The organism is Pseudomonas arsenicoxydans, assembly GCF_900103875.1.
Taxonomy (GTDB): domain Bacteria; phylum Pseudomonadota; class Gammaproteobacteria; order Pseudomonadales; family Pseudomonadaceae; genus Aquipseudomonas; species Aquipseudomonas arsenicoxydans.
Map to the genome: position 1 here is coordinate 6,424,282 of NZ_LT629705.1, position 16,882 is coordinate 6,441,163.

The 16,882-nt window shown below is 58.5% G+C and carries 13 protein-coding genes; 9 read left to right on the forward strand and 4 right to left on the reverse strand.

Annotation, left to right across the window (positions count from 1 at the left end; genetic code table 11):
* Positions 1-2 precede the first annotated feature (2 nt).
* The 4 genes from moaD to BLQ41_RS30065 all read right to left on the reverse strand — a co-directional run bounded on the left by moaD (position 3) and on the right by BLQ41_RS30065 (position 3,755).
* On the reverse strand, positions 3-245 hold the full coding sequence (moaD, locus tag BLQ41_RS30050; RefSeq protein ID WP_090188144.1) for a molybdopterin converting factor subunit 1: 243 nt from the start codon (positions 243-245) through the stop codon (positions 3-5).
* Positions 242-715 (reverse strand): cyclic pyranopterin monophosphate synthase MoaC, encoded by a 474-nt coding sequence (moaC, locus tag BLQ41_RS30055; protein ID WP_090188147.1) that lies wholly within the window; start codon positions 713-715, stop codon positions 242-244. Before moaC ends, moaD begins: the two co-directional genes overlap by 4 nt.
* A 173-nt stretch (positions 716-888) precedes the next feature.
* Positions 889-2,283 (reverse strand): PhoH family protein, encoded by a 1,395-nt coding sequence (locus BLQ41_RS30060; protein ID WP_090188150.1) that lies wholly within the window; start codon positions 2,281-2,283, stop codon positions 889-891.
* 347 nt (positions 2,284-2,630) lie between these two features.
* The gene (locus tag BLQ41_RS30065) at positions 2,631-3,755 is read right to left on the reverse strand and encodes a polysaccharide deacetylase family protein (RefSeq protein ID WP_090188154.1); all 1,125 of its coding nucleotides are present in this window, start codon (positions 3,753-3,755) and stop codon (positions 2,631-2,633) included.
* Between the two features lie 235 nt (positions 3,756-3,990).
* On the opposite strand from BLQ41_RS30065, the gene yaaA reads away from it, so the two are divergent.
* The 9 genes from yaaA to BLQ41_RS30110 all read left to right on the forward strand — a co-directional run bounded on the left by yaaA (position 3,991) and on the right by BLQ41_RS30110 (position 16,866).
* Positions 3,991-4,770 (forward strand): peroxide stress protein YaaA, encoded by a 780-nt coding sequence (gene yaaA / locus BLQ41_RS30070; RefSeq protein ID WP_090188157.1) that lies wholly within the window; start codon positions 3,991-3,993, stop codon positions 4,768-4,770.
* A gap of 809 nt (positions 4,771-5,579) precedes the next feature.
* A complete protein-coding gene (locus BLQ41_RS30075; RefSeq protein WP_090188160.1) occupies positions 5,580-6,896 on the forward strand; it encodes a nucleotide sugar dehydrogenase in 1,317 nt (438 codons plus the stop codon).
* 122 nt (positions 6,897-7,018) lie between these two features.
* Positions 7,019-8,500, forward strand: coding sequence for a mannuronan synthase (alg8, locus tag BLQ41_RS30080; protein WP_408003487.1), 1,482 nt, complete (start codon positions 7,019-7,021; stop codon positions 8,498-8,500).
* Positions 8,501-8,535: 35 nt separating this feature from the next.
* A complete protein-coding gene (locus BLQ41_RS30085) occupies positions 8,536-9,705 on the forward strand; it encodes an alginate biosynthesis protein Alg44 (RefSeq protein WP_090188165.1) in 1,170 nt (389 codons plus the stop codon).
* A gap of 9 nt (positions 9,706-9,714) precedes the next feature.
* Positions 9,715-11,193, forward strand: a complete 1,479-nt coding sequence (gene algK / locus BLQ41_RS30090) for an alginate biosynthesis TPR repeat lipoprotein AlgK (RefSeq protein ID WP_269458070.1) — start codon at positions 9,715-9,717, stop codon at positions 11,191-11,193.
* Entirely contained in the window at positions 11,190-12,674 is a 1,485-nt protein-coding gene (locus BLQ41_RS30095) for an alginate export family protein (protein WP_090188169.1), read from the forward strand. The genes algK and BLQ41_RS30095 overlap by 4 nt, the downstream gene beginning before the upstream one ends.
* 26 nt (positions 12,675-12,700) lie before the next feature.
* Positions 12,701-14,275, forward strand: coding sequence for a mannuronan 5-epimerase AlgG (gene algG / locus BLQ41_RS30100; protein ID WP_090188172.1), 1,575 nt, complete (start codon positions 12,701-12,703; stop codon positions 14,273-14,275).
* Positions 14,276-14,285: 10 nt separating this feature from the next.
* Complete coding sequence (locus BLQ41_RS30105; RefSeq protein ID WP_090188175.1) at positions 14,286-15,734, forward strand: alginate O-acetyltransferase; 1,449 nt, start codon at positions 14,286-14,288, stop codon at positions 15,732-15,734.
* Positions 15,735-15,741: 7 nt separating this feature from the next.
* Entirely contained in the window at positions 15,742-16,866 is a 1,125-nt protein-coding gene (locus BLQ41_RS30110) for a mannuronate-specific alginate lyase (RefSeq protein WP_090188177.1), read from the forward strand.
* The last annotated feature ends 16 nt before the right edge of the window (positions 16,867-16,882 follow it).

Here is a 16,882-nt window from a genome sequence, read left to right on the forward strand (position 1 = left end):
GATCAGCCCCCGGTCACGGTCGGAAAGAACGCCACTTCATCACCGTCAGCCACCGGTTCATCGAGCTGGCAGAGGTCCTCGTTACGGGCGCACATCAGGTTCTGCTCGCTCAGCACCTCGGCACCGTCACGCTGGGCCAGTAATGCGCGCACGTCGTCGACCGTGGCGAAATCGCCTTCAACCTTTACCGAATCCACGCCGAGCGCTTCGCGATAACGGGCAAAAAACTTCACGGTGAGGTTCATGGCTGATCCGCCTGGAAATGGCCGCTCTTGCCGCCGAGTTTTTCCAGCAGCCGCACGCTCTCGATGGTCATGCCCCGGTCGACAGCCTTGCACATGTCGTAGATCGTCAGTGCGGCGACGCTGGCAGCGGTCAGCGCTTCCATCTCGACGCCGGTCTGCCCGGACAACTTGCAGCGCGCGACGATGCGCACGGTGTCGTCGCCTTCGGCACTGAGTTCGACTTTGACGCCGGTCAGCATCAGCGGATGGCACAGGGGAATCAGATCGCTGGTTTTCTTCGCAGCCTGGATGCCGGCGATGCGCGCCACGGCGAACACATCGCCCTTGGGGTGACCGCCGCTGACGATCATTTGCAGGGTTGCGGGCAGCATGCGCACCAGCGCTTGGGCCGTCGCTTCACGGAACGTCACGGCTTTTTCGGTGACGTCGACCATATTGGCGCGACCTTGGGAATCGAGATGAGTCAGCACTAGGCCTCCTTGAGGCAGCAGCAAGCGGCAAGCAACAAGCGGCAAGTTAAAAGCGCGTTAGCTGCGGGTATGGAATGAAGCATTTAAGCAGCCAAAAGCCGCAGGCTTCAAGCGCTAAGTGAGGTTCACTTGGTTCGCTTGAAACTTGCGGCTTACAGCTTAAAGCTTACAGCTCAGAGGTGTGACTCTGCGTATTCGGCCAGAATCGAACGAGGCACCCCTTGCAGGGTGATGTGGACACCGTTGGGGAAGTCTTTGAAGCGCTCGGTCAGGTACGTCAGCCCGGAACTGGTCGCGGACAGGTAAGGGGTGTCGATTTGCGCCAGGTTGCCCAGGCACACCACTTTGGAACCGGCGCCGGCACGGGTGATGATGGTTTTCATCTGGTGCGGCGTCAGGTTCTGGCATTCATCGATCAAAATCAGGCTTTGCTGGAAGCTGCGTCCTCGAATGTAGTTGAGGGATTTGAACTGCAACGGCACTTTGCTGAGGATGTAATCGACGCTGCCATGGGTGTTTTCGTCATCCATGTGCAAGGCTTCGAGGTTATCGGTGATGGCGCCCAACCAAGGCTCCATTTTTTCCGCTTCGGTGCCCGGCAGGAAACCGATCTCCTGGTCCAGGCCCTGCACGCTACGGGTCGCGATGATCCGGCGGTAGCGCTTACTGACCATGGTCTGCTCAATCGCCGCCGCCAGGGCCAGGATGGTTTTACCGGAACCTGCTGCACCGGTCAGGTTGACCAGGTGGATATCCGGATCGAGCAAGGCATACAGCGCCAGGCTTTGATAGATGTCACGCGGTTTCAGGCCCCAGGCTTCCTGATGCAACAGGGGTTCCTGGTGCAGGTCGAGGATCAGCAGCCGGTCTTCTTCAATCTCCTTGATCCAGCCGACAAACCCCTGTTCGTCGATAATGAACTCATTGATATGCACAGCCGGCAGGTTGTCGGTCAGCTGCACCTGATGCCAGGTGCGACCATGGTCCTGACGGGTTTCGACATTCTTCACGCGATCCCAGAAGGAGCCGTCCATGTTGTGATAACCATTGGGCAGCAACGATACGTCGTCGACCAGTTGGTCGGTGCTGTAGTCCTCGGCCGCGATCCCGCACGCCCGGGCCTTGAGGCGCATGTTGATGTCTTTGGTGACCAGCACCACGGGCAGATTGGGCTCACGCGCGTGCAGGTCAATCAACTGGTTGATGATGATGTTGTCGTTCAGGTGTTCCGGAAGAATGATGTTTGGCTCGGCACGCTTGCTCATCAGAATTGACAGCAAACCCTTGGGCCCACTTTTGCCACGCTGAATCGGCACACCCAGTTCGACGTCTTCAGGGCTGGCATCACCCAGCGTCTTGTCGATCAGGCGAATCGCCTGACGGCATTCCGCGGCCACGCTGTGATGCCCGCTCTTGAGCTTGTCCAGCTCCTCAAGCACGGTCATCGGGATGGCAACGTGGTGTTCTTCGAAGTTAAGCAGGGCGTTTGGATCGTGAATCAATACGTTGGTATCGAGTACATAAAGGATAGGCTGGTTGGAGGAAGAACTACGTCCGTGATCATCCATACTCGGTCACCTTTGTGGGAGCCAGTCGACGCAATACCTTGACAGTGCTGCGCCTCGAAGTGGCCACCGAATTCACCTGCGAGGATTCAAGTGAACTGCACACAAATGGGGGTCTTGGAAGACGCCACCTGTCTGCAGGTTTCGGCGGTCTGTCTTCGTAATACTCCAAAACCCATGACAGAAAAAAGTACTTTGACGTTTTTTTGAAGTTTATTTTTCAGAGTGACCAATAGCACTAGGCGGATTGCCATCACCCCGTTAAAGTCGGAAGTCCGCCTGCATCGAAATCTTCTCGAAATTTACCCCGCCCGGCCCTCTTCCCCAATGATTGCGGGCTTTTTACGGTTTCAGCGAAACGCGTCCTGACAGTCCTCCCAACCGATCCCGCTCTGCGCCGTTTGCGTGATGAGCCAGGGCATCGCCGTTTTCACTGCATCCTGCTTCACATTGAAATTAATCACCCCGTGCCGCCACAACAGCATCAGCGTCAACACGCGTTGCGCGCTCGCGCTGCCCTTGAGCTTGCCGGCGCCGTCCTGGGCATCGATATCCCATAAGGCCACCTGCAAGCCCTGAGCCTTGAAGAAGCTTTCGGCATCCGAACGCCGCTGTCCCTCGGGTGGGCGGAATAGCGGTACATAGTTTTCCGGCAGTTTGCTTTTGACCAGTTCGACGCTACGACGCACGGAATCCTGCCAGTCCTGCCAATGGCTGTGGGAGCGAAACTCCCAGCCTTGCACACCGATGCACTGCGTGGAGTACGTCGCTTGCAGACCGGCCACCGAGCGCTCGGCCAGACGGGTCTGAATATCCTTGCCCAGCACGAAGAACGTACCGCTCATGTTCGCCTTGCGCAGGTATTGCGCAACCCAGTCGGTGTTGTCCGGCATGACATTGGCGGCACTGTCGAACGTCAGCAAAAACAGGCGATCATGCATCTCGTCGCCGTTTCGCTCATAGTCGCCAAAACGATCGACTTCACTGCTGACCTGTGGGAACAGCGCCGCCTTGCGCAACTGTTCGTCAAGGTACTGGGCATGGAACAACCGGCTCGGCTCGGACCACTTGATGTAATAGCTATCATCGCTGACCTGGAACTTGGCCGCTTGCTGGCGCAGGGTGTCCATGTCTTCGACCAGGAAACAGAACGAGGCATCCTGATCGCAACTGCGCTGGGCGAAGTTGTAGTTGGCGAGCAGGCGCTGCCACAGGCGCTGGCGCAGGTTGTTGACCGATTCGAGGTTGACCGTGCGCAGCCCCAGGCGCTGGGCCAGCGCCGGTTCATCCAGCGATTCGCTGGCCAGCAGCACGCGCGCAAACATGAGGATCTCAGCGCGCGAAGCGACATCGAACAGCGTCGGGTTGTTGAGCTGTTCAGGCCAGGTGCTGCGATCAAGTGTCGCCACGTCGCCTGGTGCCGCCATGGCGCCGAAACTCAAGAGCCAGGCCGAGAATAGAAAAACGATACGCAATGGGATGTCTCCATAACAAAACCCGCGCGGCACTATATCGCGGGAGGATCAAAAGATCGCAGCCTCGTTGCACTCGACAGCTCCTACAGGCTTACACCGCCCCATGTAGGAGCTGTCGAGTGCAACGAGGCTGCGATCTTGTCCCATGACACCACCGATCACCTATGACACCCATAGCTGGAGTCAACCGGCCCAACCCCCTAGAATCGCCCCCACGATTAAAGGAGACGACTTCATGCTGATGGTGATTTCCCCCGCCAAGACCCTCGATTACGAAACACCGCCGGCCACCCAGCGTTTCACCCAACCGCAATACCTCGATCATTCCCAGGAGCTGATTTTGCAACTGCGCGACCTGACGCCCGCACAGATCAGCGAGTTGATGCACGTCTCCGACAAGATCGGTGGGCTCAACGCAGCGCGTTTCGGCAGCTGGACCCCGGCCTTCACCCCGGACAACGCCAAACAGGCATTGCTGGCCTTCAAGGGTGATGTTTACACCGGGTTGAACGCACAAACCTTCAGCGAAGCCGATTTCGATTACGCCCAACAGCATTTGCGCATGTTGTCCGGCCTCTACGGCCTGCTGCGCCCGCTGGACCTGATGCAACCGTATCGTCTGGAAATGGGCACCAAACTGGCGAATGCCCGCGGCAAGGACTTGTATGCCTTCTGGGGCACGCGAATCAGCGAATGGCTGAACGAAGCCCTGGCCGATCAGGACGATGACGTGCTGCTGAACCTGGCCTCCAACGAGTACTTCTCGGCGGTCAAGCGCAGCGCCCTGAACGCGCGCATCGTCAATACCGAGTTCAAGGACTGGAAGAACGGCCAATACAAGATCATCAGCTTCTATGCGAAAAAGGCGCGCGGCATGATGAGCCGTTTCGTCATTGAAGAGCGGATCAACGATCCAGCAGACCTGAAACAGTTTGATATTGAAGGCTATCGGTACAGCGCCGAACAGTCTAAACCGGACAATCTGGTATTCCTGCGCAACCACGCTTCAGAGTAAGCACTTGATCGGTGCACGACTTGCAAAACAGTCGTGCGCCGATGCTTGATCGTCTAACAATCCCCCGCCTTATTCGTCGACCTCTTGACGCCAAAAAACCAACACTTCCTTTTCTAACTTTTGTTTCACTCGACTTCAATGATTTTTTTCAGTAGTGGCACTGAAATTTTTTTTCAGTAGTGGCACAAAACTACCAGACCCTAGAATTAGCCAATATATAAAGGGCCAAACCGACATTGATATCAGTGTGAAAGCAGTGCCATCTTTTTCAATATTTCAAGAAATTTCAGAAATCGTGATGGGCGGACAGGAACTATGTCCAAATGCGTAGCTCATACCACCGGTAACGATTATCTCAAGACGTGTACGAGATAACTTACGCAGAGAAGAGATCCACGTAGCGAAGTTGTCATATTAACTTCTGCAGGCTGATCTCTGATTTGAGCAACGTATTAAGGACAGGAGATACGCATATGACTATCCCCTTTCAAGGCCAAGGCTGCGCCCCTATAAACGTGCTCGCCTGAGCACTCAACCGCTTGATTTACGGGCCTCACAGCCTGGCATTGAGCGCGCAAGACCTTTGCACATTGTCTTCTGACTGGAAGACCGGCTGCATAACAGGGCACATCAGAATAATAAGGCCTAGTTGCGCACACTTTGAGTGCTCTTATTTAGACACTCGGAACTTTGTATGCCTGCACGCGGCATTGTGGCGCCTATAAGCCGCACTTGCGCGTGCACTATGACCGCTGAACACCATTAACTCCGGCCATGTAATGGCTTGATAAAACACTGAGGTAATTGCGATGCGCATCAGCATATTTGGTTTGGGTTACGTCGGCGCAGTCTGTGCCGGTTGCCTGTCTGCACGGGGCCATGACGTCATTGGCGTCGATGTTGCCAAAGACAAAATCGATATGATCAACGCTGGCAAATCGCCCATCGTTGAACCGGGTCTGGGCGAACTTCTGCAGAAGGGTATCGCGACAGGCAAACTGCGCGGCACGACCAACTTCGCCGAAGCGATTCGTGACACCGACCTGTCGATGATCTGCGTCGGTACGCCGAGCAAGAAGAACGGCGACCTGGAACTGAACTACATCGAAGCCGTGTGCCGCGAGATCGGTTTTGTCCTGCGTGACAAAACCACCCGCCACACCATTGTGGTTCGCAGCACCGTACTGCCGGGCACTGTCGCAAACGTTGTCATCCCGATCCTCGAAGATTGCTCCGGCAAAAAAGCCGGTGTCGACTTCGGTGTTGCAGTGAACCCTGAGTTCCTGCGTGAAAGCACCGCGATCGCCGACTACGACCTGCCGCCAATGACCGTCATCGGCGAGTTCGACAAAGCTTCGGGCGACGTCCTGCAATCGCTGTACGAAGAGCTCGACGCACCGATCATCCGCAAGGACATCGCTGTCGCCGAGATGATCAAGTACACCTGCAACGTGTGGCACGCCACCAAGGTGACCTTTGCCAACGAGATCGGCAACATCGCCAAGGCGTGCGGCGTCGACGGTCGCGAAGTGATGGAAGTGGTCTGCCAGGACAAAACTCTGAACCTGTCCCAGTACTACATGCGCCCAGGTTTCGCGTTCGGCGGTTCGTGCCTGCCCAAAGACGTGCGCGCCCTGACCTACCGCGCCGGTGCCCTGGACGTGGAATCGCCGCTGCTCAACTCGCTGATGCGCAGTAACGAGTCCCAGGTGCAGAACGCCTTCGACATCGTTTCCAGCCACGACAAACGCAAAGTCGCCCTGCTCGGCTTGAGCTTCAAGGCCGGCACCGATGACCTGCGCGAAAGCCCGCTGGTTGATCTGGCGGAAATGCTGATCGGCAAGGGTTACGACCTGAGCATCTACGACAGCAACGTCGAATACGCCCGTGTACACGGCGCGAACAAGGATTACATCGAGTCGAAGATCCCTCACGTCTCGTCCTTGCTCAACTCGGACTTCGACGATGTGATCGCCAACTCCGACGTGATCATCCTTGGCAACCGTGACGAGAAATTCCGCGCCCTGGCGCTGGAAGCTCCACACGGCAAGCAAGTGGTCGACCTGGTCGGTTTCATGTCCAAAGCCACCAGCGTGAGTGGCCGGACTGAAGGCATCTGCTGGTAACAAGCGGTATCGGGAGGGTTTGCGGCGCTCGACGAGACTGCAAACCCTCCCGGCTTTTTCGCCTGCCTTAACCCCATCGGGCCACCCCACAGGCTCGCCCGAGATAGAGACGGATGCAGATTATGCACAGGCTAAAGCACGGCCTACTTCAGGCCGCCGGTTGGCTGTTTTACCTAAGTTTACTGATGGGCATCGCCATGGTGTTGCCTACGTCCACGTTCGACTCCGAGTCGAAGGACTTTATCTTCCTGATCGGCTTCATCGGGATCTGGCGTTACTCGATGGGTGCCACGCACTTTCTGCGCGGGATGCTGTTTCTGTACGTGGTTTATCCGCACCTGCGGCGCAAAGTGCGCAAGCTGGGTGCAGCGGCAAACCCGTCTCATGTCTATTTGATGGTGACCAGTTTTCGCATCGACGCGCTGACCACGGCGCAGGTGTACAGCTCGGTTATCCGCGAAGCGATTGACTGCGGCCTGCCCGCCACCATGGTCTGCTCCATCGTCGAAATGTCCGATGAGCTGTTGGTGAAAAGCCTTTGGGCCCGGATGAATCCACCGGATCGGGTCAAGCTCGATTTCGTGCGCATTCCCGGCACCGGCAAACGCGATGGCCTGGCCTACGGTTTCCGCGCTATCTCCCGCCACTTGCCGGATGACCGCGCTGTAGTGGCCGTGATCGATGGCGACACCGTGCTCGCCCCCGGCGTTGTGCTCAAGACCGTGCCGTGGTTCCAGCTGTTCGGCAACGTCGGCGGCCTGACCACCAACGAGTTCTGCGAAGTGCGCGGCGGCTACGTCATGGCCGAATGGCACAAACTGCGATTCGCCCAGCGCCACATCAACATGTGCTCGATGGCCCTGTCCAAACGCGTACTGACGATGACCGGCCGGATGTCGGTATTTCGCGCGACGGTCGTTACCGACCCGGACTTCATCGCCGACGTGGAAAGCGACTCGCTGCAACACTGGCGCCTGGGCCGCTTCAAGTTCCTGACCGGTGACGACAAGTCGAGCTGGTTCAGCTTGATGCGTCTGGGCTACGACACGTTCTACGTGCCGGATGCCGCGATCCACACCGTGGAACACCCGCCGGAAAAAAGCTTCATCAAGGCCAGTCGCAAATTGATGTTCCGCTGGTACGGCAACAACCTGCGCCAGAACTCCCGCGCCTTGGGCCTGGGTATGAAACGTCTCGGCCTGTTCACCTCGGTGGTGCTGTTCGATCAGCGCGTGTCGATGTGGACCTCGCTGCTGGGCCTGACGGTGGCGATCATTGCCAGCTTCAAGTACGGCACCGCGTTCATCCTGGTTTACCTGCTGTGGATCGGCATTACGCGCCTGATCCTGACCCTGCTGCTGTCCTGCTCCGGTCACCGGATCGGCCCGGCCTACCCGGCCATTCTCTATTACAACCAGATCGTCGGCGCACTGGTGAAGATCTACGTGTTCTTCCGCCTCGACCAACAATCCTGGACCCGCCAGGACACCAAATTGACCCGTGATCTCGCCAGCTTTCAACGTTGGTTCAACACCTGGTCGTCTCGGACCATGACCTTCTCCGCCGGCAGCATTTTTGTTGCCGTGCTGCTGATGATGGTCTGACCGAACTCGCCTGAATTAACTAGGAAATCGCCCATATGAATACCGCCGTCAACGCCAACGTAGTGCATGAGTCAGAAGCCCAGCGCCAACACGCCCGAGTGAAAATTCCGGCCAAGCTGCGCTTCTTCGGTCCTGACCGGACCCCGATGGAAGCTCGAGTGATCGACCTCTCCGCTGGCGGCCTGGCTTTCAACGCCGGTCAGCTGCCACTGAAGATCGGCGACGTGTACAAGGCTCGCCTGCAATTCGTCATCGACAACCTCGGCCTGGCCATGGACGTGGAGCTGCAAGTGCGCTCCATCGACCGCCCGACCGGCCGTGTCGGTTGCCAGTTCCAGAACCTGGAACCGCAAGACATCTCGACCCTGCGCCACCTGATCACCTCTCACCTGGCCGGCGACATCGTCAGCATGGGTGAAGTGCTGGCGACCCTGCAGCGCGATAACTTCACCAAGGCGCGCAAGGTCAAGGATGGCGGCCACGGCATGACCGCGTTCGGTCGTCTGCGTGCAGTGACCTTCAGCCTGGCGATTTTCCTCGTCGGTCTGGCAGCGTTCGGTTTCATCTTCAAGTCGGTGTATGGCATGTACTTCATCAGCCACGCACAGGCAGGCCTTGTCAGCGTGCAGGGCATGAACATCACCATGCCGCGTGACGGCACCGTGCAAAGCCTGATCAAGGCTGACGGTGTTGCTGCCAAAGGCGCGCCACTGGCGACCTTCAGCACCAGCATGCTCGACGTACTCAAAGGCCATCTGGACGAAGACCAGCTGCAACCGGCCAAGGTTGAAGAGCTGTTCGGCAAGCAAATGACCGGCACCCTGACCTCGCCGTGCGATTGCACCGTGGCGCAACAAATGGTCGCCAACGGTCAGTACGCCAGCAAAGGCGACGTGATCTTCCAACTGGTGCCGCGTAACAGCGAAGCCAACGTAGAAGCCCGCTTCTCCTATCGCCAGTTCGGCGACGTGCTGCCAGGCAGCTCGGTGCGCTTCCAGATCGCCGGCGAAAACAAGTCCCGCACCGGCAAGATCGTCAGCAGCACCAGCCTGAAAAGCGCCGACCTGTCGTCCGACATTCGCGTCCTGATTCAGCCTGACGAGCCGCTGGACAGCAAGTTCGCCGGTCGCCCGGTTGAAGTGAACAGCGATCGTGGCCCGAACCTGAACTGGCTGATCGACAAAGCCATGGCTTCCGGTCTTTAAGCAGAGGACATGCCCGTGACGACTCCGACTATCCTCACAACACCGCAAACCCAGTGGAAGGGTCGCCTCGGTTTGTCTGATGCACCGAGCCGTGGCCTTCGCTCCCACATGGGTTCACTGTGCGCAATCGCTCTGGCCGTGAGCCTGGCCGGTTGCGCCGGCCTGCCCGACCAGCGTCTGGCCAATGAAGCCCTCAAGCGCGGCGACACCGCGCTGGCGCAGCAGAACTACAAGCAACTGGCCGACCTGGGCTACAGCGAAGCTCAAGTAGGCCTCGCCGATATCCAGGTCGACAGCCATGACCCGGCGCAGATCAAGCTGGCCGAGGCGACTTATCGCGCCGCGGCCGATGTCTCGCCGCGGGCCCAGGCTCGCCTCGGCCGTCTGCTGGTGGCCAAGCCCGGTTCCACCGAGGCCGAACAGCACGAAGCCGAAGGCCTGTTGAAAAAAGCTTCGGCCAATGGCGAAGGCAATACGCTGATCCCGCTGGCCATGCTGTACCTGCAATACCCGCACAGTTTCCCGAACGTCAACGCACAAAAGCAGATCAGCCAATGGCGCGCCGAAGGCAAGCCGGAAGCGGGTCTGGCCCAAGTGCTGCTCTATCGCACCCAAGGCACTTACGACCAGCACCTGGACGAAGTCGAAAGCATCTGCAAAGCCGCGTTGAACACCACCGACATCTGCTACGTCGAACTGGCCACCGTTTACCAGAAACAGGCCAAGCCAGAGAAGCAAGCCGAGCTGATCAAGCAGATGCAAGCGGCTCATGCCCATGGCACCGTTTCCGCTCAGCGCGTCGACAGCGTCGCTCGCGTGCTCGGCGATACAACCCTGGGCAAGACCGACGAAAAAACCGCTCAGTCGCTGCTCGAAGGCATTGCTCCGGGCTACCCCGCTTCCTGGGTCAGCCTGGCGCAATTGCTTTACGACTTCCCGGAACTGGGCGACGTCGACACGATGATGAAGTACCTGAACAACGGCCGTGCCGCCGACCAGCCGCGCGCCGAATTGCTGCTCGGCAAGTTGTACTACGAAGGCAAATGGGTCCCGGCCGACGCCAAAGTCGCCGAAGAACATTTCCAGAAAGCCGTCGACAAAGAAGTGGCCGCCGATTACTACCTCGGCCAGATCTACCGTCGTGGTTACCTGGGCAAGGTCTATTCGCAAAAAGCGCTGGACCACCTGCTCAAGGCCGCGCGTAACGGCCAGAACAGCGCCGATTTCGCCATTGCCCAATTGTTCTCCCAAGGCCGTGGCACCAAGCCCAACCCGCTTAACGCCTATGTCTTCAGCCAATTGGCCAAGGCTCAGGACACCCCGCAAGCCACCGAGCTTGCAACAACACTTGAAGCCCAACTGCCGCCTGCCCAGCTCGCCGAGGCCCAACGCCTGTTGAAACAAGAACAGGCCGTTCGTGGTTCCTTGAGTCAGAACACGCTGGAAATGCATGCCCTGCAAGAAGAAGACGGCGAGGAATCCCTATGAAGTTGAATCCATTCATGAAGGCCGGCATCGGCCTGACGTTCGCGCTGATCTGGTCTTGCCCGACACTGGCCGCGATCACTGAAACCAAAAACTTCGGCCTCGAAGTGAAAGTTACCGGCCAGTCCGAAGCTGACAGCGACCTCGGCACCCAGAGCGGCGGCGACGTCAACGGCGTCGGCCTCGACCTGCGTCCATGGATCTATGGCGAGAGCGGCGCGTGGAGCGCCTACGCCATGGGCCAGGCCGTGACCGCCACCGACATCATCGAAACGGACACCTTGCAAGGGACCGCCAGCGACGGCACCACGCCGACCACCAGCGGTGATCGCAAGACCAAGAAAAACTACCTGGCGATGCGTGAATTCTGGGTCGGCTACAGCGGCCTCACGCCGTATCCCGGCGAGATGCTGAAGCTCGGCCGTCAACGCCTGCACAACGCCGACGGCCAATGGCGCGACACCAACATCGAAGCCCTGAACTGGACCTTCGACACCACCCTGTTGCGCGCCAACATGGGTGTCGCCGAACGCTTCAGCGAGTACCGCACCGACCTAACGGAGCTGGCTCCAAAAGACAAGGATCGCCTGCACGTCTACGCCGATGCCGAGTATCAGTGGACACCGGGCAACTGGGCGGGCGTTCGCGCTCATCACACCCACGATGACGGCAAGCTCGACTACCCGGAACCGGGCGTACCCACCGATTCGCTGGACAAGAAACAGAACGGCGATCTCACCTGGCTGGGCCTGACCGCCGACAGTGACGCCTACAACTGGCGCAACACCAACACCGTCAATTACTGGGGCAGCATCACCGGCATGAGCGGCGACACCGACACGGTCAACCCGCTGAACGCCAACGGCACGCCTCCGACCGAAGCCAAACGTGGTCAAGACCTCAATGGCTGGGCCACGGATGTCGGCGTGCGTCTGCGCCTCGATCCGCAATGGCAAGTCGGTGCAGCCTATGCCCGCGCCAGCGCCGAGTACGAACAGAACGGCCTGGAAAGCAACCGCTCGAACTACACCGGTACCCGCTCACGGGTTCACCGTTTCGGCGAAGCCTTCCGTGGCGAAATGCAGAACATGCAGACCGCCACCCTGTTTGGTTCGTGGATGCTCAACGACGAATACGACGCCAGCCTGATCTACCACAAATTCTGGCGCGTCGACGGCAACAAGCCGGTTGGCAGCAACGGCATCAATGCGGTCGAGGACAACACCGACCCTACCGGCGCGATTCTCTCCACCACGTCCCTGCCGCTGAACGATGGCGAAAAAGACCTCGGTCAGGAGATGGACCTGGTCGTCACCAAGTACTTCAAGCAAGGCTTGCTGCCTGCCGCGTTGAGCCAGTCGATCGATGAGCCATCGGCCCTCGTGCGCTTCCGTGGCGGCGTGTTCAAGCCGGGCGATGCCTATGGCAAAGAAGTCGATTCCTACATGCACCGCGCATTCATCGACGTGATCTGGCGCTTCTGATGCAAACCGCGAAGGGAGTGCCCGACATGAACAGTGCAAAGCGAGGTTCGCTGACGCTACTGGCCGGCGCAATGCTGCTGGCCAGCGCCGCAGCCTTCGCCACCGTCGAACCGGTGGTGAAACCGGCCACAACGGCCAAAGGTCTGCAACAGGCCAGGACCTATACCGTCAGCAGCGCGCCAACCGCGCCGCTGGAGCTGGCTAAACCGACACTGCCGGACACTTCCGGCTACACCGCCGAAGCGATCGCCAAGAAAATCGTGCGCACCAAGGCCGGCAAGATCAGCGTGCGCCGGATGATGCAAGAAGACACCTTGAAGGACTTCATCGGTGGCGACAACAAGATGGCCGAGTGGGTGGTGCGTCAGCACGGCATCCCGCAGGCGATCTTTATCGACGACGGCTACATGAACCTCAAGGACCTGACGAAGAAGCTGCCTAAACAGTACTTCAGCGAAACGTCCCCGGGCGTGTTCCTGGCGAAATTGCCGATCGTGGTCGGCCGTCACGGCATCCTCGAAATCGACAAACAGACCCAGGAGTTGCGCCTGTCCCAAGAGGCCGGTTCGTTCCTGGTCAACGACGGCCAGCTGTTTGTGCGCGACACCAAAATCACTGGCTGGCGCGAGAAGGACAATGGTCCGGCGACGTTCAATTCGCCCAAGGAATTCCGTCCGTTCCTGCTGTCCTGGGGCGGCACCGAGACCTACATCGCCAACAGCAAGATCGCCAGTTTCGGTTACGCCAACAGTAAGTCCTACGGCGTGAGTATTTCCCAGTACACGCCGAACATGGCCAAGGTGCTCAAGCGTCCCGAGCCGACTGGCTGGATCGTCGGTTCCGAGTTCTCGGACATGTGGTACGGCTTCTACTGCTACGAAACCCGCGACTTCGTGGTCAAGGGCAACACCTACAAGGACAACATCGTCTACGGCATTGACCCGCATGACCGTTCCCACGGTCTGATCATTGCCGACAACACGGTGCACGGCACGAAGAAGAAGCACGGGATCATCATTTCCCGTGAGGTCAACGACAGCTTCATCTTCAACAACCGCAGCTACGACAACAAGCTCTCGGGCCTGGTGATCGACCGTAACAGCGTCAACAACCTGATCGCCTACAACGAGATCTACAAGAACCACACAGACGGCATCACCCTCTACGAGAGTGCCGACAATCTGCTGTGGGGCAACAAGGTGATCAGCAACCGTCGCCACGGCATCCGGGTTCGTAACAGCGTGAACATCCGCCTCTACGAAAACCTGTCGATGGCCAACGGCCTGACCGGCGTCTACGGCCACATCAAAGACCTGAGCGACACCGACCGCGACATCAAGCTCGATCCGTTCGACGCCCAGGTGTCGTTGATCATCGTCGGCGGCGAACTGGCCGGCAACGGCAGTGGCCCGCTGTCCATCGACTCGCCGCTGAGCGTCGAGTTGTATCGCGTGTCCATGCTCGCACCGACCAAATCCAGCGGCATCAGCTTCAACGGGATTCTCGGCGAGCGTCAGGATGAAATTCTCGACCTGCTGGTGCGCCAGCAGAAAGCCGTGCTGATCGACCCTGTCGAACGCCAGACTGAAATGCGGGACTGAGGATAATTTTATGCACTCACACTTGATCAAATTACTCAGCCTGTCGGCCCTGACCGCCGGCATTCTCGCGGCCAGTGGCGGTGTTCGCGCCGAAGACGTCCAGGCACCGAAGTTCAGCGCAGAACCGTGCTGCAACCTGTGCCCTGAAGCCCACGACGCGAAAAACTACACCACGCGTTACCAGCAGAACTTCACCACGCTGGTGCAGGCGCAGGGCGATTGGCTGTTCCGTACTCAAGAAGACTTGCGCACCGAGTTCGACACCTCCCCCGCCGGCTACAAACGCATGAAAGAACTGCACGATGCGTTCAAGAGCAAAGGCGTGGAACTCGTTGTTGTTTATCAACCCACGCGTGGCTTGGTGAACCGCAACAAACTGAACCCGGAAGAAAAAGCCAAATACGATTTCGACAAGGCCCTGAAGAACTACAAGACCATGCTGGGGCGTTTCGCCGCCATGGGCTACGTGGTGCCGGACCTGTCGCCGCTGACCAACGAGTCGCTGCCTGACACCTTGCCCGCCCACGACTTCTACTTCCGCGGCGACCAGCACTGGACGCCGTATGGCGCCCAACGCACGGCAAAAATCGTCGGCGAGAAAATCAAGCAAATGCCTGAATTTGCGGGCATTCCAAAACGCGAATTCGAGAGCCACAGGTCGGGTCGCATGGGCAAGACCGGAACGTTACACAACATGGCCGGTCAACTCTGTGGCACTAGCTACGCGATCCAGTACATGGATCAATTCACCACCGAGCCAAAGGGTGAAGCAGCGGATGGCGACCTGTTCGGAGACTCCGGAAATCCGGAGATCACCCTGGTCGGCACCAGCCACAGTGGCAAGAACTACAACTTCGCCGGTTTCCTCGAAGAGGCCATCGGCGCCGACATCCTCAACGTGGCGTTCCCCGGCGGTGGCCTGGAAGGTTCGATGCTGCAGTACCTGGGCAGCGAAGAGTTCCAGACCAAGCCACCCAAGATTCTGATCTGGGAATTCTCGCCGCTCTATCGCCTTGACCAGGAAACCATCTACCGCCAGATGATGGCGCTGCTGGACAACGGTTGCGAAGGAAAGGATGCACAGATGACCGCCAGCACCACATTGAAACCGGGCAAGAACGAATTGTTGGTCAACAGCACGAACCTGAACCTGCAAAACAGCGGTCACCAGGTTGATATCCGTTTCGCCGATCCATCGGTGAAAAAGCTGCAAGCCACCCTCTGGTACATGAACGGTCGCCACGAGGACATCAAAATCGAAAAACCGGAAACCTCCGACACCGACGGGCGTTTCGCCTTTGAGTTGCGCACGGACGATGACTGGGCCTCGCAGAATCTGCTGGCCATCGAAGTCCAGGGCCCTGAAGCAGGTACCGCGCCACAGAAAGTCGAAACGAAAATCTGCAAACGCAACGTGTTCCCTGGCACTGGGCAGCGTACCGCTCAGGTTGGGCAATGAGGTCCATATGCAAACCCGAACTTTGAAAAAATTACTCGCGCCGTCCCTGCTGACACTGGCGATGTTTGCCGGCGCCACTCAGGCCGCCGCGCCGCTGCGTCCGCCACAGGGTTACTTCGCGCCGATTGAAAAAGTCAAAACCGGCGACAAGAGCGAAGGCTGTGATGCCATGCCGACGCCGTACACCGGCTCGCTGCAATTTCGCAGCAAGTACGAAGGCTCCGACAAGGCCCGTTCGACCCTGAACGAGGTCTCGGAAAAAGCCTTCCGCGACAGCACCGCCGACATCACCAAACTGGAGCGCGGCACCAGCAAGCGCGTAATGCAGTTCATGCGTGACGGTCGCCCGGAACAGCTCGAATGCACACTGAACTGGCTGACGTCCTGGGCCAAGGCCGACGCGTTGATGTCCAAGGACTTCAACCACACCGGCAAATCCATGCGCAAGTGGGCGTTGGGCAGCATGGCGTCTGCGTACATTCGCCTGAAGTTCTCCGACTCGCATCCGTTGGAGACTCATCAGCAAGAGTCTCAGTTGATCGAAGCCTGGTTCAGCAAAATGGCCGATCAGGTGGTCAGCGACTGGGACAACCTGCCGCTGGATAAAACCAACAACCACTCGTACTGGGCTGCCTGGTCGGTGATGGCAACTTCGGTCGCCACCAACCGCCGAGACCTGTTCGACTGGTCGGTGAAGGAATTCAAGGTCGGCGCCAATCAAATCGACGCCCAAGGTTTCCTGCCCAACGAACTCAAGCGTCAGCAACGCGCCCTCGCCTATCACAACTATGCCTTGCCGCCGCTGGCGATGATCGCCAGTTTCGCCCAGGTCAACGGTGTGGACTTGCGTCAGGAAAACAATGGCGCATTGAAACGCTTGGGTGATCGAGTGCTGGCCGGGGTTAAAGACCCGGACGAATTCGAGAAGAAAAACGGCAAGGAACAGGACATGACCGATCTCAAGATCGACTCGAAATTTGCCTGGCTCGAACCGTTCTGCACGCTCTACACCTGCCCGGCCGATGTGCTGGAACAGAAGCACAAGATGCAGCCGTTCAAGACCTTCCGCCTCGGGGGTGACTTGACCAAGGTCTACGACCCGGCCAATGAAAAAGGCAACAAAGGTTCCTAGGAAAAATACAAAACCT

Coding starts and splice junctions, on each gene's coding strand:
- alg8 (WP_408003487.1), top strand. CDS start 7,019: ATGCACAGGCTAAAGCACGGCCTACTTCAGGCCGCCGGTTGGCTGTTT.
- BLQ41_RS30105 (WP_090188175.1), top strand. CDS start 14,286: ATGCACTCACACTTGATCAAATTACTCAGCCTGTCGGCCCTGACCGCC.
- BLQ41_RS30110 (WP_090188177.1), top strand. CDS start 15,742: ATGCAAACCCGAACTTTGAAAAAATTACTCGCGCCGTCCCTGCTGACA.
- BLQ41_RS30075 (WP_090188160.1), top strand. CDS start 5,580: ATGCGCATCAGCATATTTGGTTTGGGTTACGTCGGCGCAGTCTGTGCC.
- BLQ41_RS30060 (WP_090188150.1), bottom strand. CDS start 2,283: ATGGATGATCACGGACGTAGTTCTTCCTCCAACCAGCCTATCCTTTAT.
- algK (WP_269458070.1), top strand. CDS start 9,715: ATGCCCGTGACGACTCCGACTATCCTCACAACACCGCAAACCCAGTGG.
- moaD (WP_090188144.1), bottom strand. CDS start 245: ATGAACCTCACCGTGAAGTTTTTTGCCCGTTATCGCGAAGCGCTCGGC.
- algG (WP_090188172.1), top strand. CDS start 12,701: ATGAACAGTGCAAAGCGAGGTTCGCTGACGCTACTGGCCGGCGCAATG.
- BLQ41_RS30095 (WP_090188169.1), top strand. CDS start 11,190: ATGAAGTTGAATCCATTCATGAAGGCCGGCATCGGCCTGACGTTCGCG.
- BLQ41_RS30085 (WP_090188165.1), top strand. CDS start 8,536: ATGAATACCGCCGTCAACGCCAACGTAGTGCATGAGTCAGAAGCCCAG.
- yaaA (WP_090188157.1), top strand. CDS start 3,991: ATGCTGATGGTGATTTCCCCCGCCAAGACCCTCGATTACGAAACACCG.